Origin of the sequence: Kocuria sp. CPCC 205260 (assembly GCF_040981045.1) — a bacterium.
GTDB classification, from domain to species: Bacteria; Actinomycetota; Actinomycetes; order Actinomycetales; family Micrococcaceae; genus Kocuria; species Kocuria palustris.
On the sequence record NZ_JAVKPT010000001.1, the window covers coordinates 658,726 to 684,026 of the forward strand.

25 protein-coding genes and 3 pseudogenes are annotated in these 25,301 nt (G+C 68.8%); 8 read left to right on the forward strand and 20 right to left on the reverse strand.

Annotated elements, in window-relative coordinates:
• The first annotated feature begins 48 nt into the window (after window positions 1-48).
• Window positions 49-771, forward strand: a complete 723-nt coding sequence (locus RF645_RS02925) for a TetR/AcrR family transcriptional regulator (protein ID WP_006215270.1) — start codon at window positions 49-51, stop codon at window positions 769-771.
• 32 nt (window positions 772-803) lie between these two features.
• Here RF645_RS02925 and RF645_RS02930 read toward each other — a convergent pair whose 3' ends face one another.
• The 3 genes and pseudogenes from RF645_RS02930 to RF645_RS02940 all read right to left on the reverse strand — a co-directional run bounded on the left by RF645_RS02930 (window position 804) and on the right by RF645_RS02940 (window position 2,502).
• Complete coding sequence (locus RF645_RS02930; RefSeq protein ID WP_368818675.1) at window positions 804-1,178, reverse strand: hypothetical protein; 375 nt, start codon at window positions 1,176-1,178, stop codon at window positions 804-806.
• 123 nt (window positions 1,179-1,301) lie between these two features.
• Window positions 1,302-1,889, reverse strand: a pseudogene (locus RF645_RS02935) (AMP-binding protein); the annotation flags it as partial.
• Between the two features lie 25 nt (window positions 1,890-1,914).
• The gene (locus RF645_RS02940) at window positions 1,915-2,502 is read right to left on the reverse strand and encodes an AMP-binding protein (protein ID WP_368818560.1); all 588 of its coding nucleotides are present in this window, start codon (window positions 2,500-2,502) and stop codon (window positions 1,915-1,917) included.
• A 169-nt stretch (window positions 2,503-2,671) separates the two neighbouring features.
• Between RF645_RS02940 and RF645_RS02945 the strand changes: the two genes are divergently transcribed.
• The gene (locus RF645_RS02945; protein ID WP_368818561.1) at window positions 2,672-3,445 is read left to right on the forward strand and encodes an enoyl-CoA hydratase; all 774 of its coding nucleotides are present in this window, start codon (window positions 2,672-2,674) and stop codon (window positions 3,443-3,445) included.
• Between the two features lie 114 nt (window positions 3,446-3,559).
• Here RF645_RS02945 and RF645_RS02950 read toward each other — a convergent pair whose 3' ends face one another.
• From RF645_RS02950 to RF645_RS02995, 10 genes are all read right to left on the reverse strand, one after another.
• Window positions 3,560-4,546, reverse strand: a complete 987-nt coding sequence (locus tag RF645_RS02950; protein WP_368818562.1) for an Abi family protein — start codon at window positions 4,544-4,546, stop codon at window positions 3,560-3,562.
• 159 nt (window positions 4,547-4,705) lie between these two features.
• Window positions 4,706-5,161, reverse strand: coding sequence for a pilus assembly protein TadG-related protein (locus tag RF645_RS02955; RefSeq protein WP_006215275.1), 456 nt, complete (start codon window positions 5,159-5,161; stop codon window positions 4,706-4,708).
• An 11-nt stretch (window positions 5,162-5,172) separates the two neighbouring features.
• Window positions 5,173-5,619, reverse strand: coding sequence for a hypothetical protein (locus RF645_RS02960; RefSeq protein WP_006215276.1), 447 nt, complete (start codon window positions 5,617-5,619; stop codon window positions 5,173-5,175).
• A complete protein-coding gene (locus RF645_RS02965; protein WP_368818676.1) occupies window positions 5,600-5,932 on the reverse strand; it encodes a pilus assembly protein in 333 nt (110 codons plus the stop codon). Before RF645_RS02965 ends, RF645_RS02960 begins: the two co-directional genes overlap by 20 nt.
• A gap of 61 nt (window positions 5,933-5,993) precedes the next feature.
• Entirely contained in the window at window positions 5,994-6,239 is a 246-nt protein-coding gene (locus RF645_RS02970) for a hypothetical protein (RefSeq protein WP_006215278.1), read from the reverse strand.
• A gap of 41 nt (window positions 6,240-6,280) precedes the next feature.
• Window positions 6,281-7,222, reverse strand: coding sequence for a type II secretion system F family protein (locus tag RF645_RS02975; RefSeq protein ID WP_024290840.1), 942 nt, complete (start codon window positions 7,220-7,222; stop codon window positions 6,281-6,283).
• Window positions 7,219-8,082: a type II secretion system F family protein gene (locus tag RF645_RS02980; protein WP_006215282.1), complete on the reverse strand. Its 864-nt coding sequence runs from the start codon at window positions 8,080-8,082 to the stop codon at window positions 7,219-7,221. Before RF645_RS02980 ends, RF645_RS02975 begins: the two co-directional genes overlap by 4 nt.
• The gene (locus RF645_RS02985; RefSeq protein ID WP_204783288.1) at window positions 8,079-9,314 is read right to left on the reverse strand and encodes a CpaF family protein; all 1,236 of its coding nucleotides are present in this window, start codon (window positions 9,312-9,314) and stop codon (window positions 8,079-8,081) included. Before RF645_RS02985 ends, RF645_RS02980 begins: the two co-directional genes overlap by 4 nt.
• Window positions 9,315-9,751: 437 nt before the next feature.
• Window positions 9,752-10,702, reverse strand: a complete 951-nt coding sequence (locus RF645_RS02990) for an IS3 family transposase (protein WP_058870809.1) — start codon at window positions 10,700-10,702, stop codon at window positions 9,752-9,754.
• Complete coding sequence (locus RF645_RS02995; RefSeq protein ID WP_010080477.1) at window positions 10,699-11,016, reverse strand: helix-turn-helix domain-containing protein; 318 nt, start codon at window positions 11,014-11,016, stop codon at window positions 10,699-10,701. The genes RF645_RS02990 and RF645_RS02995 overlap by 4 nt, the downstream gene beginning before the upstream one ends.
• 345 nt (window positions 11,017-11,361) lie before the next feature.
• Between RF645_RS02995 and nhaA the strand changes: the two genes are divergently transcribed.
• Complete coding sequence (gene nhaA / locus RF645_RS03000) at window positions 11,362-13,176, forward strand: Na+/H+ antiporter NhaA (protein WP_368818563.1); 1,815 nt, start codon at window positions 11,362-11,364, stop codon at window positions 13,174-13,176.
• 62 nt (window positions 13,177-13,238) lie between these two features.
• Here the strand turns inward: nhaA and RF645_RS03005 are convergent.
• Window positions 13,239-13,488, reverse strand: a pseudogene (locus RF645_RS03005) (transposase); the annotation flags it as partial.
• Between the two features lie 226 nt (window positions 13,489-13,714).
• The gene (locus RF645_RS03010; protein WP_058871302.1) at window positions 13,715-14,566 is read right to left on the reverse strand and encodes a LuxR C-terminal-related transcriptional regulator; all 852 of its coding nucleotides are present in this window, start codon (window positions 14,564-14,566) and stop codon (window positions 13,715-13,717) included.
• A gap of 92 nt (window positions 14,567-14,658) precedes the next feature.
• Here RF645_RS03010 and hxlB point away from each other — a divergent pair, with 92 nt between their 5' ends.
• The gene (hxlB, locus tag RF645_RS03015; protein WP_368818564.1) at window positions 14,659-15,231 is read left to right on the forward strand and encodes a 6-phospho-3-hexuloisomerase; all 573 of its coding nucleotides are present in this window, start codon (window positions 14,659-14,661) and stop codon (window positions 15,229-15,231) included.
• A 53-nt stretch (window positions 15,232-15,284) separates the two neighbouring features.
• On the forward strand, window positions 15,285-15,908 hold the full coding sequence (gene hxlA / locus RF645_RS03020; RefSeq protein WP_024290845.1) for a 3-hexulose-6-phosphate synthase: 624 nt from the start codon (window positions 15,285-15,287) through the stop codon (window positions 15,906-15,908).
• Between the two features lie 623 nt (window positions 15,909-16,531).
• Here the strand turns inward: hxlA and RF645_RS03025 are convergent.
• A complete protein-coding gene (locus tag RF645_RS03025) occupies window positions 16,532-17,725 on the reverse strand; it encodes an alcohol dehydrogenase catalytic domain-containing protein (RefSeq protein WP_368818565.1) in 1,194 nt (397 codons plus the stop codon).
• Window positions 17,726-17,983: 258 nt separating this feature from the next.
• Between RF645_RS03025 and RF645_RS03030 the strand changes: the two are divergent.
• From RF645_RS03030 to RF645_RS03040, 3 genes and pseudogenes are all read left to right on the forward strand, one after another.
• Window positions 17,984-18,421: pseudogene (locus tag RF645_RS03030) on the forward strand (MFS transporter); the annotation flags it as partial.
• A gap of 97 nt (window positions 18,422-18,518) precedes the next feature.
• On the forward strand, window positions 18,519-18,797 hold the full coding sequence (locus RF645_RS03035) for a hypothetical protein (protein ID WP_368818678.1): 279 nt from the start codon (window positions 18,519-18,521) through the stop codon (window positions 18,795-18,797).
• Between the two features lie 264 nt (window positions 18,798-19,061).
• Window positions 19,062-19,862, forward strand: coding sequence for an alpha-hydroxy acid oxidase (locus RF645_RS03040; protein ID WP_368818566.1), 801 nt, complete (start codon window positions 19,062-19,064; stop codon window positions 19,860-19,862).
• Between the two features lie 78 nt (window positions 19,863-19,940).
• On the opposite strand, the gene RF645_RS03045 is transcribed toward RF645_RS03040, so the two are convergent.
• The 4 genes from RF645_RS03045 to glf form a co-directional block, all read right to left on the reverse strand.
• Window positions 19,941-20,906 carry an ABC transporter ATP-binding protein gene (locus tag RF645_RS03045; protein ID WP_171004063.1) on the reverse strand — a complete coding sequence of 322 codons (966 nt, stop codon included), beginning with the start codon at window positions 20,904-20,906 and terminating at the stop codon, window positions 19,941-19,943.
• Window positions 20,907-20,911: 5 nt separating this feature from the next.
• Window positions 20,912-21,781 carry an ABC transporter permease gene (locus tag RF645_RS03050; protein WP_368818567.1) on the reverse strand — a complete coding sequence of 290 codons (870 nt, stop codon included), beginning with the start codon at window positions 21,779-21,781 and terminating at the stop codon, window positions 20,912-20,914.
• Between the two features lie 132 nt (window positions 21,782-21,913).
• Window positions 21,914-23,929, reverse strand: coding sequence for a glycosyltransferase (locus RF645_RS03055; protein ID WP_368818568.1), 2,016 nt, complete (start codon window positions 23,927-23,929; stop codon window positions 21,914-21,916).
• The gene (gene glf, locus RF645_RS03060; protein ID WP_137801647.1) at window positions 23,926-25,113 is read right to left on the reverse strand and encodes a UDP-galactopyranose mutase; all 1,188 of its coding nucleotides are present in this window, start codon (window positions 25,111-25,113) and stop codon (window positions 23,926-23,928) included. Before glf ends, RF645_RS03055 begins: the two co-directional genes overlap by 4 nt.
• Window positions 25,114-25,301: the final 188 nt, after the last annotated feature.

A 25,301-nucleotide genomic window follows, 5' to 3' on the forward strand; every position in this document is an offset into this window, starting at 1 on the left:
GGACGATGGCCGCGCGGGGCGGCTCGCCTGGTCGAAGGGGGACTCCGGATGGATGCGACGACGCGCGACGCTGCCCCGGAGCTTCCCGCCGCAGCGCAGCGCCTGCGCGCCAGCGCCCTGAAGCTCTACGCCCGGCAGGGCCCGACCGGCACCGGCGTGCGGGAGATCGCCGCCGATGCAGGGGCAGCCCCCGGACTGATCCGCCATCACTTCGGCTCCAAGGCGGGACTCACCCGCGCCGTGGACGACCTCGTGCTCTCGGTCATCGCCGAGACGCTGGAGACGGCCACCGCGCAGGCTGCACCCTCGGACACGGCAGCAGCCGTGGGGGCGGCGCGCGACGAGGCCTTCGCGCGCATGCTGCGCGAGCACCCAGAGATCGCCGGCTACCTGCGCTGGTGCCTGATCGCCCCGGTCTGGAACGACCCCACGGGGTCCGAGCCCGCAGCCCACGACGACGAGCACAGGCCTTCCGCGCGCACCCACTCCGCACGCGAGGCCGCACCCGCGGAGGACGGTCTGGCCGAGCGGCTGGTCGACTTCACGCTGAGCGAGGCCCGGCGCCTGCGCCGTGCAGGCGCCAGCAGCCGGGATCTTCGGACCTCGGTGCTGTCCACGCTGCTGCGCCAGATCGGCTCCATGGTGGTCCAGCCGCTCACCGACCGGCTCTGGCAGCGGTTGGAGCCGGCGGCCGATCACGCCGCGCACGATGCCCCGGCACCGCTGGTCAGGATCGCGATGCCCCCCGAGGAGCCGACCGCGCAGGGCTGAGGCCCGCGCAGACCCGCCCGGTCGAGCGACCCTCAGGACTGCTCGGTGTAGGCGTCCTCGAACTCGGCCCGCAGCTTCTTCTTGTTGATCTTGCCCACCGAGGTCCGTGCGATCTCGTCCACGAAGCGGATCTCATCCGGCAGCTGCCAGGAGGCGAAGCTCGAGGACAGGTGCTCGCGCACCGACTCGTCCGTGACCGCCGAGCCCTCCGAGCGCACCACGAGCGCCAGCGGCCGCTCCTCCCACTTGGGATGCGGCACCCCGATCACGGTCGCCTCGACCACTCCGTCCAGGGCGACCAGCGCGTTCTCCATGTCGATCGAGGAGATCCACTCGCCCCCGGACTTGATGACGTCCTTGAGCCGGTCGGTGATCTTCAGATAGCCGTGCTCGGTCAGGTACCCCATGTCGCCGCTGCGCCAGAAGCCGTCCTCGTCGAAGCCGTTCTCCGTGGCCTCCGGGTTGTCCGCGTAGGAGCGGGTGATCCAGGGGCCGCGGTAGCGGAACTCGCCCACGGTCTCGCCGTCCCAGGGCAGCTGCTCCCCCGCCGGATCCACGAGACGGACCTCCACGCCTGCAGGCACCAGCCCCTGGTACTTGCGCATCTGCCAGGCCTCCTCCTCGGAGACCTTGGCGGCCACGGCCGGCTTCATGCGGTTGATCGTCACGAGCGGAGAGGTCTCGGAGGCGCCGTACAGGTGCATGACCTGCGCGCCCGTGAGCTCATGGAAGGACCGGACCATGGACACCGGGGGCTCGCTGCCTCCGCTGATGAAGCGCAGTCGATCCAAGCGCGGCGGGTCCTCGCGGCGCTTCAGGGCGCGCAGCATGGGCATGAGGATGGCCGGGGCCGCCGGGGAGAACGTGACGTCGCACTCGACGATCGAGTCGATCAGCCCGTCGACGTCATTGAGATCGAAGCGCCCGGGCAGCACCACTCGCGCCCCGACCATGGTCGCCGCGTACGGCAGGCCCCAGCACTGGACGTGGAACATGGGCGTGAGCATCATGACGCCGTCATCCAGGGTGATCCCGGCGTTGCAGGCCATGGCCGCGGCGTGCAGCCACACGGAGCGGTGCGAGTAGTAGACGCCCTTGGGCCGACCTGTGGTGCCGGTCGTGTAGCAGGCGCCCGAGACGCTGCTAGCAGGCGCCCGAGGCGCTGCGCTCGGACATGTCCGGGATGTCCGCGAGCGGCTCGGATCCCGCCACGAGCTGCTCGTACGTGTCGCCGTCGGCGATCTCCTCCCACCCCTCCTCCAGCTCGTCGTGGGAGGCGACGATCCAGCGGATGTCCTCGGAGACATGGCGGCGCAGCGTGCGGGCCAGATCCAGCAGAGAGTGATCGATCACGATCACGGACACGCCGCTGTGCTCGATCACGTAGGCCAGATCCGCCGGGGCCAGGCGCAGGTTGAGCTGGACCATGGTGGCCCCGGTCAGCGGCACGGAGTAGTAGGACTCGAAGTGGTGCAGCCCGTTCCACAGCAGCAGGCCCACCTTGGATCCGGGGCCCACGCCCAGACCGCTCAGCGCCGATCCCATGCGCAGGACGCGGTCCCAGGTGGCGGCGTAGTCGGTGCGCTGCCAGGCGCCGTCGTCCGTGCGGTACAGGATCTCCTGGTCGCCGAAGCTGCGCGCGGCATCGCGCAGCAGGCGCGTGGTGGTCAGCTGCTCGTCGTCGCCCATGGTCGACGGCGTTCCCATGATGTGCCCGCCCTGCGATGGCATGGTCTCCCACTTCCTCTGTGATCCAGATCATGTCCTGATGCTCCGCTCAGTAGATCACAGCTCGCCGACGGCACAGGCACGGCCTGGACCCCGCCCCGACGACCCATGGCATAGTGGCGCGCATCACTGCGCGGCGTCGTCGTGCACCATCCGGCGGGAGGACACTCACATGGCCCAGAGCATCAGCGTCAGCCTTCAGGACCGCGTTCTCACCGTGACGCTCGATCGGGCGGACAAGCGCAATGCGCTGACCCACGAGATGTACACCGGGCTGGCCGAGGCTCTCGAGCGCGCCGATGCGGATCCCGACGTCCGCGTGGTCGTCCTGCGCGCCGAGGGCGGGCTGTTCACCGCCGGCAACGACCTGGCGGACTTCGCGGATCTCACCGGCGACGACCGCCCGGCCGAGCAGTGGCCGGTCACCCGGTTCCTGCGAGCGCTGATCTCCTGCGGCGCCCCCGTGATCGCCGCGGTCCAGGGCCGCGCCGTGGGAGTGGGGACCACCATGCTGCTGCACTGCGACCTGGTGGTGCTGGCCGACGACGCCTCGCTGACCGTCCCGTTCGTCGATCTGGCGCTGGTGCCGGAGGCGTGCTCGACCCTGCTGCTGCCGCAGCGCATCGGCCACGCCCGAGCCTTCGCGATGTTCGCCCTGGGGCAGCCGATGGGCGTCCAGGAGGCCCTGTCCACGGGGATCGCCACCTCCGTGGTCGGCACCAATCAGCTCGACGACGAGGCCCGCCGCCTGGCCGCAGAGCTGCTCGCGCGCCCCTCCACGTCGCTGGCCGAGACCAAGGCCCTGATGCGCGATGTCCCCGCGCTGCTGGAGCACATGCAGCGCGAGATCGAGGTCTTCGCCGACCGCCTGCGCAGCCCCGAGTCAGCGGAAGCGCTGGCGGCCTTCCAGGAGAAGCGACGGCCGGACTTCGCGCAGTTCGAGTGACGCCGACACGCTCAGGATCACGGGGGCGTGCGTCAGCTGTTGAGCCCGGGGCGGTACCCCAATGCGACGTGCACGAACAACTCTGAGCGATGGATCTGCCGAGGTCGAATGCCATCAGGATCGCCAGAGGTCCAGCGATTCCCACGCCTGAGGGGCGCCGAGCGATTCGACGCTCAGACAGTCAGAAGCCGGAAAGCTCTGCAGCAGGTCAGCCAGCCTTTCTGCCCAGTCGGAGTAGGGATCGATGACAGAGAGCAGATAGGCGATGACCGCCAAGACGCTGTACGTCCCGAAGACACGATTGGCATCCTCCGATTCGCGGAGGTGGTCCAGCACGGGAATCTGCCCGATCCCAGGGCGGCCCGGAGCGTTCTGCAGCTTGCGGTTGAACAGCCGGGCGTGGTGAGCCGACACGTTCCGCACGTAGTTGAGGCTGCCCAGCCAGCTCGTCATCAGCTTCTTCGTCGGCACTCCGAAAGCATGCGCGATCTCTTCCGCATCGGCCTGATTGAGACCCCGGTACAAGGTCGACAGGTGGCCGAGCTCCATGATCTCTGTCAGGGCCCAGATCGGCATGCGACCGTCGTAGGCATCGTGGAAGTGCTGAACGAATTGCTCATCAGACTTCTGCTGGCGCTCCCTGACCCGCGTGACCCATTGCTCATGCTTGCTCGTCGAGCGACTCCCGTCTTCTGCCAGCTCACTGGTGAATGACGATGTGAAGTTGGTCGGATCCTCATGAGCGAAAGGAGACCTCCGTCCGAGGACATATCCCGTACGCATACGAAAGGCGACCTCCACCCGTTCCAGCCCATCGAGGGCGAGCATCCTCAGGTGACGGTCGAAGACGATGATCTCTTCGGCGTGGGTCAGGTGCGTACCGGGTCGAAAGTCGCTGAGGACTCGGATCCGACGCCTGCCGGTCTCGTCGTCGAACGGCTCCGAGACTCGGAACGGGTACAGATACCCAGTGAGTCTGTAGTAGCCGATGGACGAGAGGACCTGAGCCGCACGGGCGTCGTCGTCGATCACCAGACCATGCGACCTGAGGCGACTGATCTGGTCCTCGACCGACAGCCATGGCTTGTCATAAGCGACCATGGGCCCTCTCCCAGGAAGAAAATCAGCCCGCGCCTTTCGGCAACGGGCTGATCATGATGGTGGCAGTTTAGCACCGTCCTGCGAAGCAGTCGTGCTCTGGCGTCACGCTTTGCTGTCCTGCTGGCGTTCGTCCGGCTCCACACCTGCGTGTTCCCCCATTCACCGGCTGAACTCCGCCCTGGCCTCCCCGCTGGCTTCGACGGGGACGCCTGCCGGGATGAACCACGCGACCACCGGCGGGCGAGCCACCGCGGTCAGATGCACCCGGGCGGTGCGACCGTCGGCGGAGCCCGTTCCCGATCCGACCGCAAGGCTGTCCAGGTCATGCTCGGCATCGACCGTCACCAGGTAGGACGTCGCTGCACCGGAGACGGAGGCGTCATCGAGCACCGCGGTGGGGGCCGATCCCGCTCCCTCGGTGCCCTGCAGCTCGGTGAAGGTGTCGGCGGCCGCGAGCGCGGCGTGGTCGGCGTGCACCTGCAGCTTCCGCTCGGCCAGCTGCACGGAGGTCACCGCCATCACCACGATCACCGCCATCAGCAGGATGAGCATCATCCCGATCACCAGGATCGAGATCTGTCCGTCGTCCTCCTGCCCTGGGTGGTCCGGCTGCATCTCCTCTGGCCTCATGAGTACCGCCCGACCACGACTGTCGAGGAGTGCTCCATCTGGACGATCTCGGCCATGCCCACGAACGGAATCCGGGGCAGTCGCACGGTGGCCACGGCAGTGACCGTGGCCGTGGCACCGGCCTCCTCGCACGTCCCGTCGGAGCAGGTCACCGAGACCTCGATCTCGCCGTCGTCGAAGCCCTGATCCGCAGCCGGAAGCGCCGCGGCGGACTGGACCTGCCCCGTCGAGACTTCACCGGCAGGCTGGGAGGCCAGCACCTGCGAGCCCTGCTGGGCAGCCGCCACGGCGGCGAAGGCCGCGGCCTGCGCCTGGGCCAGGACGCCCACGAAGATCAGGATCGGAACCAGCAGGACCACACCCACGAGCAGGAACTCGACGACGGCCGAGCCCTCGTCGTCCTCGCGCCCGGAGCTTGCAGCCTCAGGACCAGTCGACGGCATGGCCGCTCACCTCGATCGCCCCGGGTGGCCCGAAGGGGCCGACGATCGGCAGCGGCGCGACCACTCGGATCTCGAGCGTGGGAGTTCCCTGCACCTCGGCGGGCACCGCGGTGACATCGCCGGCGAATCGCGCGCCCACCGAGCCGGTGATCAGCTCGCGCGTGCGCTCCTGCGCATCGGCGGGACCGCGGTCCGCCAGCGTGCCGTAGCGCGCCCCGTGCGAGGCCGCATCGATCAGCACGTTGCGCACGTGCAGGGCGAAGACGAGCTGCAGCGTGAGAGCGAAGAGGATCGCGCTGAGCCCGGCGACCATGGCCCACTCGGCGACCACGGAGCCGTCGTCCCCCTCCCTCTGCGGGCCGCGAGTCGCAGGCTCAGCCACCGGTCACCCGGGAGATGGCGTCATTGAACAGGCCCTCCAGGGCAGGCTGTGCGATCAGCAGGAGTCCGGCCACCAGCACCGCCGACATCAGGGTCAGCATGACCCAGCCGGGGACGTCCCCGCGGTCGGGATCATCGAGCGGCCGGAGAGCCGCCGGCTCAACTGGTCTGTGCGCATGGACAGCCGCAGCGGGGACATCGGTGACGGCGTCGGGAAGGGAGGAGTGCTCGCGGTTCATGGTGCTGCCTTTCGGGAGAGGGTGACGCGGATGGGAAGTCATCACAGATCGAGCTGGAGGATGGCGATGCCGGGGAACACCGCGAAGAGCACGGACAGCGGGAGCACCATGAACACGAGGGGCACCATCATGGCGATCTCCTTGCGCCCGGCCATCTCCATGAGCTCGCGCTTGTCCTGGTCGCGGACGTCCTGGGCCTGTGAGCGCAGGACCTCGGCGAGCGGCGTGCCGCGCTCCATGGCCACGGCGATGCCCGCGACGAAGCGGGAGATGTGCGTGACCTCGACCCGGTCGGCGAACTCCTGCAGCGACTCGGTCAGCGGGATACCGGAGCGGGTGCGATCGAGCACGGAGCGGAACTGCTCTGCCAGCACTCCATCGGCGATCCGGCTCACGCGCTCGAGGGCGCCCAGGGTGGACTCGCCTGCGCCGACGGACAGTGCCAGAAGCTCGGCTATCGCGGGGAACTCGGCGAGCATGCGGGTCTCGCGGCCGGAGATCCGGTTCCCGAGCCACCAGCTGCGGGCCCAGGCCCCGCTGAGCGCACCGCCGATGAGCAGCAGCAGGACCGCAGGCCCCGGCGCACCGAGTCGCAGGACAGCCGCCGCGCCCCAGACGCCGCCGATGACCGCACCGGCCAAGGCGCAGAGGACCTGCTCCGTCCGGTAGTCGGCGAGGCTGCGGCCCGCCCCCTCGCGCTCCAGCCTGCGCAGGAGCTGACGCTGGGCATCCCCGCCGAGGCGCCGCCCCAGCCCCAGTCCCACCGGAGAGGCCAGTGCCATGCCGATGGCCAGCAGTCCGCGCTGGTCGCGGGTGCGCACGTGTTCGGCATGGCGCACCGCTGGATCCGTGGCGCGCATCTGCATCACCACTCGACGCGTGAAGCGACGACGGGAGCTGGACGGCGCGGGCACGAGCATCAGCCACAGCCCGAGCCCCAGCACGGTGCCGATGATCAGCGGGATGGCGAAAGGCAGGCTCATCGGAGCACCCGCTCCGGTTCGGGCAGAGCACCGAGGCGCAGCATGAGGCGATAGGCGATCGCGGAGATCGCCAGACCGCCGAGCAGCACGACCGCGCCAGCCGGGCTGTCATAGGCGCTCACGGCCGCCGGCTGGCTGGCCATGAGCAGCAGGATGAGCCAGGGCGCGGCCACGGACAGCCGTGCCGCATTGACCGTCCACGACTGCCGGGCCTCCAGCTCGCTGCGGGTCCGCGAGTTCTCGCGCAGGAACTCGGAGAGCGTGCCGAGCAGCCGACCCAGGTCCGTGCCGCCCACCTCCCGGGTGACGCGCAGGGATTCGATGATGTTGTCGGCCACCGGATCGGCGAGCTCCTCCTTGAGGGCGTCCAGCGCCGGGAGGAACTGCCCAGTGGCCCGGTAGTCGCCGGCGAAGCGCTCGAAGGCCGGCTGCACGATCTCCGGGCCCCGGTGCTGCAGCTGGGCCAGGGCCTCGGGCAGCGAGAGCCCCGCGCGGATCGCCGAGCGCAGCATGTCCACCACGTCCGGCCACACGGTGCGCAGCTGGTGCGAGCGACGGCGCATGCGCCGCCCCAGCAGGGACCACGGGACGAACAGCGACACGATGCCCGCGCACAGGCCGAACACCGCACCCCCGGACACGGCCCACACGATCACCGCGGCCAGGGCCGCCACGACGACGGACAGCAGCACGAACGAGCCGGGGCGCACCGCATGCATCCCGGCACGATCCAGGCGCCGGCGCAGAAGTCCCTCACGACGCCGTCGCTGCGCACGCGGCGTGACCTGGGTCCAGAACGACCACCAGATCAGGCACAGTCCGGCCCCGAGCAGCAGCCCGAGCAGGACACCGGTGATCATCGTCCCGACCCGTCGTCACGGCTGCGGCCCAGGCACTCGCGCACCTGCTCGGTGGAGATGCCCGCAAGAGCGAACTTCCCCGGGGCCGGAACCTCGGCACCGGCTGCGACCAGATCGCCGCCGACCCGATGGAACAGAGTCGACGTCTCGATGATCCCGTTCTCGACCCGGGTGCCGACGGCTAGGATCTCCTCCACCTCTCGGTGCCCGTCGGGGCGACGACGGCAGTGGACCACCAGATCGAAGCACGCGGCCACGGTGGGCACCACGAACGCCGAGGAGATGTTCTCCCCCGCGAGCAGCGGCAGCGTGCAGATCTTGGTGACGGCGTCCCTCGCGGAATTCGCATGCAGGCTGGCCATCCCCGGGAGGCCGGCGTTCAGCGCGATGAGCATGTCCAGGGACTCGGCCTCGCGGACCTCCCCCACGATCAGCCGATCAGGTCGCATCCGAAGTGCCTCCTTCACGAGCCGGCGCATGGGGATCTCGCCAGTGCCCTCGAGGTTCGCCTGCCGGCACTGCATCCCGACCACGTCGCGCAGCGGGATCTGCAGCTCGAAGATCTCCTCGACCGTGACCACGCGCTGCCGCGGGTCGATCTGCGCGCACAGGCAGTTGAGCATGGTGGTCTTGCCCGCCTGCGTGGCTCCGGAGACCAGGATGTTCAGCCCCGCCCGCGTGGCCTCCGAGAGGAACGTCCCCGCCTCCGGGCTCATGGAGCCCAGTCGGACCATGTCCGCGATCCGTCGTGCCGCCACCACGAACTTGCGGATGTTCACCGACCAGTGCTCACGGGTGACATCCGGAATGACCACGTGCAGGCGCGAGCCGTCGGGAAGGGAGGCGTCCACGAACGGCGAGCTGAGATCCAGGCGTCGGCCGGAGCGTCGCAGCATCCGCTCCACCAGTTGCCGGACCTCCTCCGGCTCCACGTGCAGCCCCGTCAGCTCGGACTCTCCGCTGCGGGCCACGAACACCTCATCGGGGCCGTTGATCCACACTTCCTCGATCGAGTCGTCGTCGAGCAGCGGCTGCAGCACCCCGAAGCCGGCGACAGCGTCCAGGATCCGATGGCGGACCTCCTCCAGGTCCTCGAACGACGCGGAGCCCGTGCGCGCCGAGATCTGATCGTGCTCATTCAGGACGGCGTCGACGATCGAGGCCACCTCGGTGGGCGCATCGAACGGATCCAGACCCCGACGACGCACCTGCTCGCGGACCTCGGCGATCACCCGTGAGCTGAGCTGCGACTCCTCGACCTGTCCGGCTCGACGACGCCCACGCACCGCAGACACGCCCCGTGGGCGCGTCTGCCCCTGCAGCACTGCAGCCATCACGGACCCCCATCCGCTCGACAACCCCGATTGCCGAGGAATCTAGAGCTCAGGGTGCAGGCGGTACATGGACCTTGGTCCAGGGTGTGGATAACACTTCTCCGACCTGGGGGAACACCCCCGGGCAAGCCGGGAAGTGACCGCAAAGTAGCGACGCAGAATGATCATTCGTGCAGTTTTGACCCGCTCAACGCATCCGCTGATCCTCTCAGGGGCCCTCCCTTCGACGTCGCTGCCGACCCTTTTGCTTCCTCGCATGCTGCGACCTTCCCCGCGACCGGTCGAAGATTCACTGCAAGGGCGTTGGAGCGGTGGAGAGACGCTCGTGTCCCGCGTCAAGTAGTTGGCAGGATTTCCTTGGTTTTGAATGTCGGGGTGGTGGGGTCGGCCAGGCCCAGGTGCACCTCCTTGGGCCGGTTCCATGAGACGGCCTCGTGGGGCCGGAGCTCGTTGTACTCGATCCGGTAGTCCTCGGCCCGCTCGGCGAGCACGATCGCGTCGTCAATCTCGTCCAGGTAGAGCCGTTCGTACTTCAGCGTGCCGAAGCCGCGTTCACGGGACCCGTTCTGCCCCGGGGTCTTCACTCGGGTGCGCACGTGGTGTAGCTCGGGGTGGGCGGCGATGAAGGACTCGAAGCGGAAGGACCGGAACGGCCCGCCGTTGTCCGTCACGATGGTCACCACGGGCAACAGCTCACCGGTCTCGGGATCGACCGGGCAGGCCTCGACCAGCGGGTGACCGAACATGGCCTCGTAGTCGGCCAGGGCCAACTCGATCGCGTCGATCGCGTCGTGCTGGTTCCCGGTGGGCGAAACGTGGAAGGGGTGCTCGTACTTGGACCAGTAGTCCCGGCACCCGGCCAGCCGCCAGGTCCCTCCGGTGGTGGTCTCGAACTCGCTGAAGTCCAGCTGCCAGACTTGGTTCGGGCCTGAGGGCTCGGTGGCGAACGCGGCCTTGCGCCGCTCGGCCAGCTTCCGTCGCTCCCGTTGGTACTGCGCGGGCAGAATCAGCCCCTCGTCGCGCAGGATTCGCAGCACGGTCGCCTCGGAAACCACATGCCCGTCGTGGCGGACCATTGCCCAGATCTTCCGATGCCCCCACGCCGGATGGGCCAGCGCGTGCTTGACCACCAGTTCCCTGGCGGCCTGCCGTCCCGGTTGCGGCCACGGTCCCTTCACCGCCGTCCCGGTGCGGGCCTTGGCCTGCCAGCGGCGCCAGGTCCGCTCGGGCATGTCGAAGAGCTGGCAGAACCTCGCGGTCGACATGCCCGCTTCCACGCGGATCACCTCGAGGTCCTCGAAGGGCCCAGCCGGCCCTCCGCGGACTTCTTCCACACCCTGGCTTCCAGGTGTGCCTCGCCCAAGGCCTGGGTCAGCTCGGCGACCTCGGCCTCCAGCTGTTCCTCTCGGGAGGATGGTCCGGACCTGCCGGCCACCAGGGCGGTCTTGCCGGCTTCCAGGAACTCGGCCTTCCACCGTCCGATGGACTGCTCACTGACTTTCTCCTTGCGTGCCGCTTCGGCGATGGACATCTCGCCGGCCAGCACGCTCAGCACTATCCGGGTCTTCTTCTCCGCCGGAATCGAGGGTGGTCTACCCATGTCTGACTCTCCTTCAGGACCTACATAACGGCCCTGCCACTAAGTCTGACGCGCGGCACTCGGTCATAGTGACGGACGGGAAGAATCGGCCTCTCGCGATGGGACAGGGCGGGATGTCGATCGTGTGTCGTCATCTCGGGGAACCCTGAGTGGCACGTCAGGTGAGGAGGGACTGCCGCATGATCAGGTCAGGTCATCTTGACCTGACCTGATCGTGCGGCAGTCCCTCTCGACGGCTCCTCGAGCGCTGACGTTGCGTGCCATCCTCACCGTCCCGCTGCACCGCTAGCCAGCATGTACAGGCAGAATGTAGCCGTGTCTCACTCAAACTCATCCCCCCGGGGCATGGTCGGAAGACTCCGCACGGAGTCGGGATCGGCCGTGCTGCTCATCATTGTCACGGCCTTCGCCCTCCTCTGGGCGAACTCGCCGCTGTCCTCTTCCTACTTCGAGTTGTGGCACCAGAACGTAGGGATCGACGTCGGCCCGTTCGGGTTGCACCTGGATCTGCACCACTGGATCAACGACGGGCTCATGGTCGTGTTCTTCTTCGTCGTGGGTCTCGAGGTGCGCCAGGAGTTTGCGTATGGGGCCCTGCGGGACAGCAGTCGCGCGCGCCTGGCAGCGATCGCCGGTGTCGCGGGCGTGGCGTTGCCCGCGCTGGTGTATGTCCTGGTCGTCGGAGCGTCCGGTGGCGAGGGGCTTCGCGGGTGGGGGGCGGTCGTCGGAACGGACACGGCGTTCATGCTCGGTGCTCTCGCGATCGTCGGCCCCCGGCTTTCCGGGCAGCTTCGCGTCTTCCTTCTGACTCTCACGGTGGTCGACGACTTCCTTGCGGTGTCGATCATCGGGGTGTTCTACAGCGAGGAGATCCGGCCCGTCCCGCTGCTGGTCGCTCTCGGCTGCCTCGTCGCCCTGTGGTTGCTGGGCCGTTCCCGGCAGTGGAGTGCTGCTCCGTATGTGGGGATCGTCATCGTGCTGTGGCTGGCGACTCTGTCCTCCGGCATCCACGCCTCGCTGACGGGCATGATCGCCGGCCTTCTGATCCCCGCCTACCCGACGCAACGGCACGAGGTGGTCGCCGCCCGGCAACTGTTCCGCGACTTCTGGCAATCCCCGAGCGCTTCCTCGGCGCGTGCCGTCGGACGGGGGCTGTCCAAGGGCGTGTCGGTCAACGAGCGGTTGCACGATCACCTCCGTCTCCCCACGGCGTTGCTGGTCGTGCCGATCTTCGCTCTGGCCAATGCCGGGGTCGACCTGGGCGGCGGGGTGGTGGCAGACTCGCTGGGCTCGCCTGTGACGTGGGGCGTCATCGCGGGGCTCGTGCTCGGCAAGCTCCTCGGAATCGGGATCGCGACGCTCCTCGCCGTTCGGATGGGCGCAGGCCGACTGCCGGAGGGAGTCGGAATGGGCAGCGTGTTCGGCGGGGCAGCACTTTCGGGCATCGGTTTCACCGTGTCGCTGCTGGTCATCAGCCTCGCTTTCGACTCCTCTTCTGATCTGGGGCGCCAGGCGACGCTGGGCGTGCTCGTGGCGATGGTGCTCGCTACTGTTCTGGGCTGGTCGATCTTCAAGGTCGCGGCCCGTCGGTGGGGAGAGGAGACGGCGGATCTCCCGATGACGCTCGACTCTCCGGTGGACCCCGAGGTGGATCACATCCGCGGACCGGAGGACGCCCGGCTCACCCTCGTGGAGTTCGTGGACTTCGAGTGCGAGTTCTGCGCGCACGCCACTGGGTCATGGGAAGACCTGCACGGGCGCTTCGGTGACGATCTGCGCTATGTCGTGCGGCATCTGCCTCACCATCCTCACGGCCCCCTCGCCGCACGGGCCGCCGAGGCGGCCGCGAAGCAGGAGATGTTCTGGCGGTGGCTCGACTTCGTCTTCACTCGGCAGCACGCGCTGGAGAGGGAGGATCTCATCGGCTACGCGGCTGAGCTGGGCCTCGATGTCGAGGCGTTCATCGAGGATCTCGACAGCGACGAGGTTGCTGAGAGGGTGCAGCGGGACATCGCGAGCGCGGAGGCGAGCGGCGCCAAGATGACCCCGACGTTCTTCGTCGATGGTTGTCGGATGATGGGCAGCTATGACGCGCGCTCACTGACCGAGATGTTGGAATCCAGCCGTCGCGGGAGCCGCACCCAGGCGGCGAAGGCCTGAGGCCGATCCGCGAACCCAGAACACGGTGGGACGCGGGCGGTGCCGGAGCGTATCAGTCACAGCTGCGCGTTCACCGCTCTCGCGTCGGGCTGGTCATGGACACCGTGCGGCATCGCCTTCACCGCCGGCCACCAGCTCTTCGAGGTCACGGCCATGAGGTTCACGACGCAGTGGGTGCGACTCCGCCGCCGGGCCGCCCCGGGCAGATGCGCGGCGATCGCCGTGACCCCCCCCCGCATGCGCATCCGATGTCACCATGCGCTCCCCGGCGAGGTCGCGGGCGACCATGCCGGCGAGGAACCCGTTCCACGCAGGGCACTGCCGCACGGAGAGGTGACATCTGATCTGGCGTGGCCGATGGGCGGCCCAGAAGGATGCGCACCATGTCCGCTGGTGGTCACCATCGCTCGACAGCCCGGACCCACGCCCATGCTGCGGGTACGCCACCGCTCGCAGTGCCGGCCGACCGGTGATGGTGGGATCTTCCGCGCCGGGCGCCAGGTCGGGGCACCGCAGTCACCGTCCGGACCGAGGCCCGCTATCGAGTCCGGGAGCTCGGATGGTGCGCATCATCGGAGTGGGCGATGCTTGCGAGCTCGGCGCGCGTGCGGGCGCCGTATTTCCGCAGCAAGTTGGCCACGTGGTACTTCACGGTGTTCGCCGTGATCCCGAGCTGATCGCCGATGCGCTGGTTCGAGATCCCGGTCGCGACCAGGCGCAGCACCTGCTTCTCGCGATCGGTGAGCTCCTCGGCGCCCTCCACGGTGAGCGCTGCGCTGGGTGGGTCCAGCGGGATCTCGATCCGCAGCGTCGTCCCCCAGCCCGGGGTCGTCTCCACGTCCATGGTTCCGTCGAGCGCCACCACCCGCTCCACGATCGGACGCAGTGTGTCGTCGTCCGCCGTCACCGCGGTTCCCCCGTCGTCACGGACCTCCATCAGCAGGTTGCGGCCATCGCAGTCCCAGCCGATCCGGGCGCGTGCAGCGTCCGCGCGGTCCATGAGCGAGAGCACTGCTGTGCGGGAGATGGCGCGGGCTTCCCGAGCGACCGGGCCCGGCAGCGCCCGTCCTCGCGCAGGAGGCTCGGCGAACTGGACCTGCAGTGGCCCGGAGCGGATCAGAGGACGCAGTTCGGTGCGCAGGCGCGAGAATGCCTCGGCCACCGGCTCGAGCACGCTCTCCTGCTGCGCATGGACCGAACGAGCACGGATGAGTGCGGAGGAGGCGATCTCCGTGGCCTCCCTGCGCGCGGCAGCATCCGCGAGTCGGCCGGAGCGGAGCACGGCGAGGATCGATTCGAGGGTGATCGCATGCTGATCGGCCTGCTCGGTCAGGGCACGGTCCCGCGACAGGGAGCGGGCACGTTCCAGCGGGGTCGGGAGGTCGCTCACCCCGCTACTCTAGCCCGACCTGGGAGACCTACCCGATCGAACGGGGCGCCCCGCTCATCGGGCAGCAGTGGACCGCCGCGGACCGGCCCAAGATGGTCGACATGGAAGAACGAGGCATTCAGGATTCGCTGACGCGGATCGTCAACGAGATCGAGGGGGCAGCTGCCCTTCCCGACGCGCCCGCGCTCGCGGCCGCCGTCGAGCTGGCAGCGGACGCCCGGCGGGTCTTCGTCCACGGCGCTGGACGCTCCGGGCTCGCGCTGCGGATGACGGCCATGCGCCTCATGCACCTCGGACTGGAGGTCCACGTCGTCGGTGAGACGACGACCCCGGCGATCGGAGAGGGCGATCTGCTCCTGACCGCCAGCGGTTCCGGCACGACCTCGGGGGTGGTGAGCGCGGCTGAGACGGCGCGATCCGTCGGTGCCCGCGTCATCGGGATCACGACCGACCCCGAGTCACCGCTTGCTCAGCTGTCCCACGCCGTCCTGGTCATCCGTGCGGCGACGAAGACAGACCGGTCCGAGCAGCAGTCGGCCCAGTACGCCGGCAGCCTCTTCGAGCAGCTCCTCGTCCTCGTCGGCGACGCTCTCTTCGACGTCCTGTGGCAGAAGAGCGGACAGAGTGCGGATGCGCTCTGGCCCCGTCATGCCAACCTCGAATGACCTTTCTTCCCCGTTCCATCATCGACACCACCACGAGAAAGAGACACCCTGACATGCGACTGCAGTTCGCCATGGACACCCTGACCACCGAGTCCGCCCTCGACCTGGCCGCGAAGGCCGCCCCTTACGTCGACATCCTCGAGCTCGGCACCCCTCTGATCAAGAGCGAGGGCCTCGCGGCGATCACGGCGGTCAAGGCCGCCCACCCCGACAAGACCGTCTTCGCCGATCTCAAGACCATGGATGCCGGCGAGCTGGAAGCTGACATCGCCTTCTCCGCCGGAGCCGATCTGGTCACCGTGCTCGGCGTCGCCGGTGACAGCACGATCGCCGGAGCGGTCGCCGCAGCGACCAAGCACGGCAAGGGCGTCGTCGTCGATCTGATCGGCGTGTCCGACAAGGCCGCACGGGCCCGAGAGGTCGTCGCCCTCGGCGCCGTCTTCGTGGAGATGCACGCCGGCCTCGACGAGCAGGCGGAGGACGGCTACAGCCTCGACGCCCTGCTCTCCGCCGGCAAGGCCGCCGAGGTCCCGTTCTCCGTCGCCGGCGGCGTCAGTGCGGACTCTGTCGAGGCCGTCCAGCAGGCGGGAGCAGACGTGGCCGTCGCGGGCAGCGCCATCTACAGCGCATCGGACGTCGCCGCCGCGGCCGCCGCCATCCGCTCCGCCATCCGGTGACCACCGCCCACCGCATCCCGTAGTGAGTGGGCAGGTGACGGCACGCCCGGACCCTGTCCCCTCCCACCGGATGCGGTGGACTGATGCCGCAGACGATCCCCGCGTGGCGCAGAGCGCCACGTGACCCTCCTCCCCGCAGGACGTGCCCGGCATCGGCGCCGGTCGGAGGTCCGCTCGATCCAGGCGATGGTTTCTCTCATGGAGCGCATACGCCGGACTCCCGCAACGGCTCGATCGACAGCTGCGGACTCCGGCACTCGTCCGCGTGACACCCCCGCTGGAGCTCCCCGCCAGGACCGGTGCCGGGTGACCACCGGTCCCTCCGCGACGTGCCCGCGCCGGCGGCCCTGGCACCAGTGGTCGCCCCCCCCCCTCGCCTCGCGAGGCGATCCGGAGCGGGAGGTGAGGGGCGTCAGGAGCGTCGCAGCGACCTGCCCCGTCTCCCCCGATCACGCCCCTGCGCACTCGTCACCGCCGCTGAGCTCCGGCATGCCGGCCCCACCGGCGCCAGGCCCGCGCCCGGGCATCGTCCAGGCCGGGATCGGCGACGGATCCGTGCACAGAGCCGGCCCGCGACCGCCGCAGGAGCGACGATCGCGGGCCGGGTGCATGACATCCCTGAATCAGGCGGGGATCATGCCATGCGGGTCGATGATGAACTTCTCCGAGACACCGGTGTCGAACTTCGCGTAGGCCTCGGGGGCCTCGTCGAGGCTGATGACCTTGGTGTTGAGCATGTCGCTGAGGTAGGGCATGCGGTCCCACAGGATCGACATCATCAGCTCACGGTTGTAGTGCATGATCGGGGCCTGGCCGCCGGAGATCCGAGGCGACTTGATCCACGCCTTGCCGAAGTCGAGCGGGTAGGTGCCCTCCTGCTCGGCCTTGGAGGAGGCCAGCGGGTCGGGGCCGTAGACGCCGACGATGCCGGTGGCACCGCCTGCGCGGGTGGCGTCCATGACCTGGTTGATGGCGTGGGCCGGGCTCATGTCCTCGGCCTCGCGGCCGATCCCGTGGGCTTCGTTGCCGACGTAGTCGACGGCGCAGTCCACCATGGGTTCGCCGAGGATGGCCTCGATCTGATCGGTCAGCGGCACGTCCTGGTTCAGGTCGATGGTCTCGCAGCCGTTGTTCTTCATCAGGTCCAGCCGGTCCTGATGGTAGTCACCGACGATGATGCAGGAAGCGCCCAGGAGACGGGCCGCCGCGGCGCCGCAGCGTCCCACAGGTCCGGCGCCGGCGATGTAGACGGTCGAGCCGGGCTTCGCCCCGGCCTCCATGAGGCCGTGGAACGCCGTGGGCAGGATGTCCGAGAGCAGGGCGAGGTCACGGATCTTCTCCATGGCCTGGTCCTTGTCCGGGAAGCGGAGCAGCTGGAAGTCGGCGTAGGGGACGAACAGGTACTCCGCCTGTCCGCCCTGGAAATCACCCAGGTTGAACCCGTAGGCGCCGCAGGACACGTCGGGGTTCACGGTCTCGCACGCCTCGGTGTGGCGGGCGCGGCAGTTGCGGCATCGGCCGCAGGCGACGTTGAAGGGGACCGAGACCAGGTCGCCCTCGGAGAGGAACTCGACGTCGGAGCCGACCTCGACGACCTCGCCGGTCATCTCGTGCCCCATCACCATGCCCTGGGGGACGGGGAAGGAACCGCGGTAGATATGCAGGTCGGAGCCGCAGATGTTGGTGGCGACGATCTTGAGGATGACTCCGTGCGGGGCGCTCTTGCCGTTCGGCATCTCGAGCTTCGGGAAGTCGAGGGTCTCGACGCGCATGTCCTTGACGTTCTGGAACACGACGGCGCGGTTGGTGCTTGCCATGACGATCTCCTCCAGTTGGGGATGGCCCGGTCGCGGAAGTGCCACGGTCATGTGGATGCCCGTCGCCCGCGGCCCGGCTCTCGTCGAGCTTAAGCGAGGAGGAATCACGCCGTCCACCGAGGTGCCCGCCGCCGCTGCGGCGACAGGCGCCACGGGCAGGTGGACCGTGGAGGACCGGGCCATGCTCCGACCGATCGGTGGAACGCGTTGCTCGTGTCGCCGGCATGGTCGAAGCGCAAGGGGCTCTGCACCTCTCTCGTGCTGTCCACTCCCCCGGCCGGCATCGCCCTGGCCACCGCCGCCTTCCTGGCCGCAGCCAGCCTGGGCGATCAGGCCCTGCTCGGCTGGGCCTGGCGGCTTACGTTCCTGATCTCGGCTGTGCTGTTCCTGCTGGCGATCTTCATCAGCCGCAACCTGGAGGAGACCCCGGAGTACCGCGCCGCCGTCGAGGACGCGGGGCAGGGGCGCACCAAGCTGCCCGTCATGGAACTGCTGCGCCGCAGCCCGCGCGAGCTGCTGATCGGCTTCCTGGCCATGACCGGGCACAACTGCCTCAACTACGCCATGGCCGTGTTCGCCATCTCCCTGATGACCTCCCCGCAGGTGGGCCTGGAGCGCACCCCGGCGCTGCTGGCAGTGACGCTCGGCAGCCTCGTCGGCGTCGTGGCCACGCCGTTCGGAGGCGCGGCCACCGACCGCCTCGGCGCCGCCAGGATCCTCGGACTCGGCTGCGCCATCGGCGCCGCCTACGCCTTCCCCCCTGCTGCTCGGGCTCTCCAGCGGCAGCGCCGTCGTGGCCGCCGTGGCCATCGCCGGCGGCTACGGACTGGTCATCGCCCTCGCCTCGGGCTCCCAAGGCGCCTTCCTGGCGCAGCTGTTCCCCGCCGCCGAGCGCTGCAGCGGGATCGCGATCGCCCGAGAGGTCAACGGCGCGATCGTGGCCGGGCTGACGCCTGCAGCGCTCGTGTGGATCATCGACCTGGCCGGCGGACGCGTGCTGGCCGGTGCCGTCGCCGTCAGCGCCGCCTGCCTCATCTCGCTGCTCCCAGACCACAGGAGCCCACTGACATGAACCGCACCCGCCTCTCCCGCCAGGTCCCGCGCTGGTCCGAGCTGCGACCGCTGCTGTCCTTCGAGCGCCCCGACCTGCCGGATCGGGCGCACCGGCTGCAGCGCGCCGCCGACATCGGCGACCTCCGGTGCATCGCACAGCGCCGTACGCCCAAGGCGGCCTTCGACTACGTCGACGGCGCCGCCCTGTCCGAGCAGACCGCCCGCGGGTCCCGCCGGGGCGGCCGCCGCGAGGCTCTTCGACATCCCGTTCAGCCTCTCGACCATGGGCACCCGCTCGGTGGAGCAGGTCGCCGAGGTCTCCGGCGAGGGACGGCGCTGGTTCCAGCTCTACCTCTGGAAGGACCGCCGCGCCTCCGGGGAGCTGGTGCGCCGCGCCTGGGAGACCGGCTACGACACCCTGCTGGTCACTGCCGACACCCCCGTGGCCGGACTCCGCCTGCGCGACACCCGCAACGGCATGACCATCCCGCCTAAGCTGCGCCTGTCCACCGTGCTGGATGCCTCCTACCGCCCGGAATGGTGGCTGAACTTCCTGAGCACGGACCCCCTGAGCTTCGCCTCGCTCTCCGGCAGCGGCGCCTCCCTTCCCGAGGTCATCAACTCGATGTTCGAGCCGACCCTGGACTTCGAGGATCTCGAGTGGATCTGCTCGGTCTGGCCGGGGAAGCTCTTCCTCAAGGGCGTGCTCGGCGTCGAGGACGCCCAGCGGGCCGTGGCCGCCGGCGCCGACGGCGTCGTGATCTCCAGCCACGGCGGCCGCCAGCTCGACCGCGTGATCCAGCCGCTGCGTGCGCTGCCGCGCATCCGCGAGGCCCTCGGCCCGGACGCGGAGATCATCTACGACTCGGGCATCCTTTCCGGCACGGACGCGATCATCGCCCTGGCACTGGGGACGGACTTCACGCTGATCGGCCGCGCTTATCTCTACGGGCTCATGGCTGGCGGGCAGGGGGGCGCGGAGCGCGCGCTCGAGCTGCTTGAGCAGGAGATGCGCGTGACCATGCACCTGCTGGGGGTGGCCACGGTCGACGAGCTGCACCCGGGTCTCATCACAGGGGCCTGAGGCTCGACCTCAAGAGACGATGAAGGGGGCCGGTCGGATGACCGGCCCCCTTCAGTGCGCCTGCACGACCCTCGTTCCTCACAGGCCCTTGGTCCGGCGCACCTTCGAGGGGTCGTCCAGATCTGCGGGGTCATCGAGCTCGGGGTCGTACTCGGGCACGTAGGCCTCCCCGCGCTCGGCGGCCTCCTCGGCCGCCTTCTCCCGGTCCACGCGCTTCCAGTGCAGGCGGCGCTCCACGCGTTCGTTCTGCTCCCGCTGGACCTCCTCGACGGGGCGATCGCGCAGCATGGCCACCGCGCCCACGGAGGAGCCGTCGTAGACGATCTTCCCGTGCTCGAGCACGATGCCGCGTTCGCAGATGTCCATGATCAGGTCCAGGTCGTGGGAGACGACCACGAGGGTCTTGCCGCGGCGCACCAGGTCCTTGATGCGCCGGATGCACTTCTTCTGGAAGGGCTCATCGCCCACGGAGAGGATCTCGTCGACCAGGAAGACCTCCGGGTCGGTGTGGATCGCCACCGCGAAGGCCAGGCGCAGGTACATGCCCGAGGAGTAGAACTTCACCTGCGTGTCGATGAACTCGCCGATCTCGGAGAAGGCCACGATCTCGTCGAACTTGGAGTCGATCTCCTCCTTGTCCATACCCAGGATCGCGCCGTTGAGATAGACGTTGTCGCGCCCCGACAGATCCGGGTGGAATCCGGCGCCGACCTCGATCAGGCCGGCCACCTTGCGACGGGTGCCCACGCTGCCGGAATCGGGGTGCATGACCCCGGAGATCATCTTCAGCGACGTCGACTTGCCCGAGCCGTTGAATCCCAGCAGCGCCACGGTCTCACCGTCGTGGATGTCGAAGGTGATGTCGTCGAGGGCCTTGAACTTGTCCGAGAGGTCGTTCTTGCGCCCGCGCAGGATCCACAGCACGGCTTCCTTGATGGAGCGCGTGTGGCGCAGGGTGAACCACTTGACCACGTGATCCACGCGGATGGCCACGGAGTCCTCGGTGAAGACGGCACCGGGCTTCTTGAAGGGAAGAGCGGTCATGGGGATCAGAGCTCCTGGGCGAAGTTGCCCTCGTAGCGGCGGAAGATGCGATCGCCGACGAGCACGGCAGCCACGGACACCAGCAGGGCGAACGGGGTCCAGAACGTCATCAGGTGATCGGCCACGTGCCAGCGCGGCTGCTCGAGCTCCACTGAGGCGAACCAGAACCCGTAGTGGAACAGCTCGACGGCCACGGTCAGCGGGTTGGCGAAGTAGATGTAGTACACCCACTGCGGCAGCTTGTCCTCGACCATGGTGAAGGGGTAGAGCACCGGGGACGCCCACGTGGAGACCATGAGGATCAGGTCCACGAAGTTCTCCGCATCGCGGAAGAAGACGTTGAGCGTGGCGAAGATCAGTCCCAGGCCCAGGGCGAAGATCGCGACGATGAAGAATCCGGCGATCATGGACAGGAACTGCTTGGGCCCCGGGTGCCATCCTGCGGCCAGACATGCGATGAGCAGGATCAGCAGCTGCGGCAGGAAGTGCACCAGGGCCACGAAGAGATTGGCCACCGGGAAGAGCTGCCGCGGCAGGTAGATCTTCTTCAGCAGCCCGCCGTTGTCCGTCATGGACCGCGAGGCATTGCCGAAGACCTCCCCGAAGAGATTCATCAGCACGATCCCGGAGAACAGGTAGATCGCGAAGTTCTCCAGGCCCTTCTCGAGCTCCAGGAAGATGCCCATCGCGATGTAGTAGACGAAGAACTGCACGGCTGGCTTGAGATAGGACCACACCAGGCCCAGCACGGTCCCGCGATATCGGACCTGGATCTCCTTGTCGACCAGCAGCCTCAGCAGATAGCGGTTCCGGAAGACGTCCAGCAGTCCGCGTCCCTTGCCGGGTGTCATCAGCTCCGGCGCTGTCGTGCTCATCCTTGCTCCTTGCGTCAGTGCGCGCACTGCGGCGCTGGGCCGGCCGTGCGCTGGGATCACGACGACGCCGGGCGCAGCGGCTGGGTGCGCCGCTGCGCCCGTCATCGTGGTGGATCGGTCATGCGCCGCGGATCAGCGCTGGACGTCCACCGGCGGGTTGTCCTCGAAGGTCTTCGCCCACGCCTCGGGCGAGGTGATCTCGCCCAGAGCCGCGCGGTACTGCTCGGACAGCGAGTCCCAGCGCGAGAGCAGCTCGGCGTGCAGCTTGGCGCTGCGGGCGGTGAGCTCGCGCACCGCCTTGGGGTCGCGCTTGTGCCAGGCCGCACCGGTGCCGTCGGCATTGGAGACCACGGCCGAGTCCAGGGTGGCCAGGTGGTACCACTTGCCGTCCTGGTGGGCGACCCACTCCTCGGGATGGCTCTGCGCCAGCTCGCGCACCGGCAGGACCGTCTGCTTGAGCAGGGTCTTGACCGCCCACGGCGGCAGCTGCCAGTAGGCCGGCGGCTTGGGCAGGCCTAGGCGCTTGGGCGGACGACGCCGCTTGGCCGCCGGGAACGCGCCCTGGTCCTGGCTGAACTGGGCGTCCGAGAACTCGGACTTCAGGGAGCGGATCTCCGGCATCCTGGTGCCGATCATCCCGTGCAGGCCCTCGGGGCCGCGCAGGACGTCCTCGATGGCCATCAGCACGCACGTTGCGGCGTAGTACTGCATGGAGACCGTGTGCTTGGTGTCCACGGCCAGGGACTCGCGCACCATGCGCCCGCCGCGCGGGAACGGCGAGTGCAGCAGGGCCGCGATCAGGCGGTTGCGCTCGTGGAAGTAGGCCTGCCAGTCGACGGCGTCGTCCTTGTCCATCCAGGACACGTGCCACACGGCCGCCCCGGGCAGGGAGACGGTCGGGTACCCGGCCTCGGCGGCGCGCAGCGAGTACTCGGAGTCGTCCCACTTGATGAACACCGGCAGCGACAGCCCGACGTCCTGCAGCACCTTGCGCGGGATCAGGCACATCCACCAGCCGTTGTAGTCGGCGTCCCAGCGGCGGTGCAGGTTCGGTCGCGAGCGCAGGCCCGCCTCCGAGAAGTCGATGCCGCCCAGATGCTCGATCGGGCCCCACAGGAAGCGGTAGCGGTCGACGACCTCGGCGTAGCCGTTGAGCACCGGGCGGTTGTACATGTCGAACATGTGCCCGCCCACGATCGTGGGAGTGCGGCAGAAGTCCGCGAAGGCGACGGCGCGCAGGACGCCCTCGGTCTCCAGGAGGATGTCGTCGTCGAGGATCAGGACGTAGTCGGAGGCCGAGCCGTCCGCGCGTCCCTGCACGACCTCGTACATGTTGCGGGAGAAGCCGCCCGAGCCGCCCAGATTGCCCTGGCGGATCATGCGCAGCTTCCCGCCCATAGCCTTCTCGGCCTCGGCGAAGTCGTCCTCGTCCTCCACGAGCCTGTTGCCCTGGTCCACGATGATCAGCTCGTCCAGGACGTCGTCGAAGCCGTCGGCCTCCGCGATCGTGCGGATCGTGTTCACGCAGTAGTCCGGGCGGTTGAACGTCGTGACGCCCAGGGTCACGGTCCCCTGGGGGGCCGTGTCCGGAACCGACCAGGCGGCCGAGTCGAGGACCATGCCCTCCTCATCGGCGATCAGGTCGAACCAGTACCAGCCGCCGTCGCCGAACGGCGCCAGGGTGAGGTCGAACTCGCTGGTCTGCGAGCCGCCGGGCAGCCGCACGTTCTCCACGCGCTGGGAGATGCCGCGGGCGTTCGAGCGGTAGACGATCAGGGAGCCGGCGCCGGTGGTGGCCACGGACAGCACGACCTTCTCGGCGACCGTCCAGCGGCGCCAGTACGAGGCCGGGAACGCATTGAAGTACGAGCCGAAGGAGACGCGGCGCCCCGAGCGGATGCGCATGGAGCGCCGGCTCAGGATGTCATCCGGGTGCTCGGCGACCTCGTCTGACGAGCCGGAGGAGCGCTCCTTCCTCAGCGGCCCGTCGACGTACAGGGGGAGCGCGTCGAGGTCCTTGGCCTCGGGCAGGACCACCCGGGCCACCTCGCGCAGGGAGCCCTGCGACGACGACGGCGCGTTGGTGATCCGGCCCAGGAAGCCCTGGGCGTCCTGCTCGGCGCCGGTGCTGCCGTTCTGCTCGCTCACGCGTCGATGCCTCCGCTCGTGATCCGATCCCCGCCCCGGAAGTGGGGGGCGATCTTGTTGTCCACCATGGACAGCGCCGACCCGATGGCCATGTGCATGTCCAGGTACTTGTAGGTGCCCAGCCGCCCTCCGAACAGGACCGAGGACTCGCCGGCGGCCAGGTCTCGGTAGGCGAGCAGCTTCTCGCGGTCCACCGTGGTGTTGACCGGGTAGTAGGGCTCATCGCCCTTCTCGGCGAAGCGCGAGAACTCGCGCATGATCACGGTCGCGTCCTTGGTGTAGTCCCGCTCCGGGTGGAAGTGGCGGAACTCGTGGATGCGGGTGAAGGGGACGTCGGCGTCCGGGTAGTTCATGACGGAGGTGCCCTGGAAGTCCTCGATCTCCAGGACCTCCTCCTCCAGATCGATCGTGCGCCAGGACAGATCGCCCTCGACGAAGTCGAAGTAGCGGTCCACCGGGCCGGTGTAGATCACGGGGACCTGGCCGACGACCTTTGACTTCGAGAACTCGTGCGAGTCGTCGAAGAAGTCGGTGTCCAGCCGGACCTCGATGTTCGGATGATCCGCCATGCGCTCGAGCCAGGCGGTGTAGCCGTCGGTCGGCAGCCCCTCGTGGGTGTCGTTGAAGTAGCGGTTGTCGTACGTGTAGCGCACGGGCAGCCGCTTGATGATCTCTGCGGGCAGGTCCTCGGGGGCGGTCTGCCACTGCTTGGCCGTGTAGTGCTTGATGAACGCCTCGTAGAGGGGGCGTCCGATCAGCTGGATGCCCTTGTCGTTGAGGTTCTGCGGGTCGGTGCCCGCCAGCTCGCCGGCCTGCTCGCGGATCAGCTCCCTTGCCTCGCCCGGTGAGTAGGCCGAGCGGAAGAACTGGTTGATCGTGCCGAGATTGATCGGCATGGGGAACACCTCGCCGTTGTGGCGCGTGTACACCTTGTGCACGTAGTCCGTGAACGTGGTGAACCGGTTCACGTACTCCCACACGCGCTCGTTCGAGGTGTGGAAGAGGTGAGCGCCGTAGCGGTGCACCTCGATCCCGGTGCGCTGCTCCTTCTCGGAGTAGGCGTTGCCTCCGATGTGCGAGCGGCGGTCCAGGATGACGACCTTCAGGCCCAGCTCATCCGCAGCGCGCTCGGCGACGGTGAGCCCGAACAGGCCCGATCCGACGACCACGAGGTCAGCATTCATGCAGTTTCTCCCGTTCCGGTCCGCTTCCGAGCCTGCTCGGCCGACGGACCACATCTCACCCGGCGCGACGCAGCGCGACCGGTCGGCGTGGCCCCCACGGTACCGGAGCGATCCTGGGAGCTCCTGTGGGACGCGCATGATGAGGCGCTTGCCACACCCGGCCGTGCGACCGGTCACGGACTGCTCAC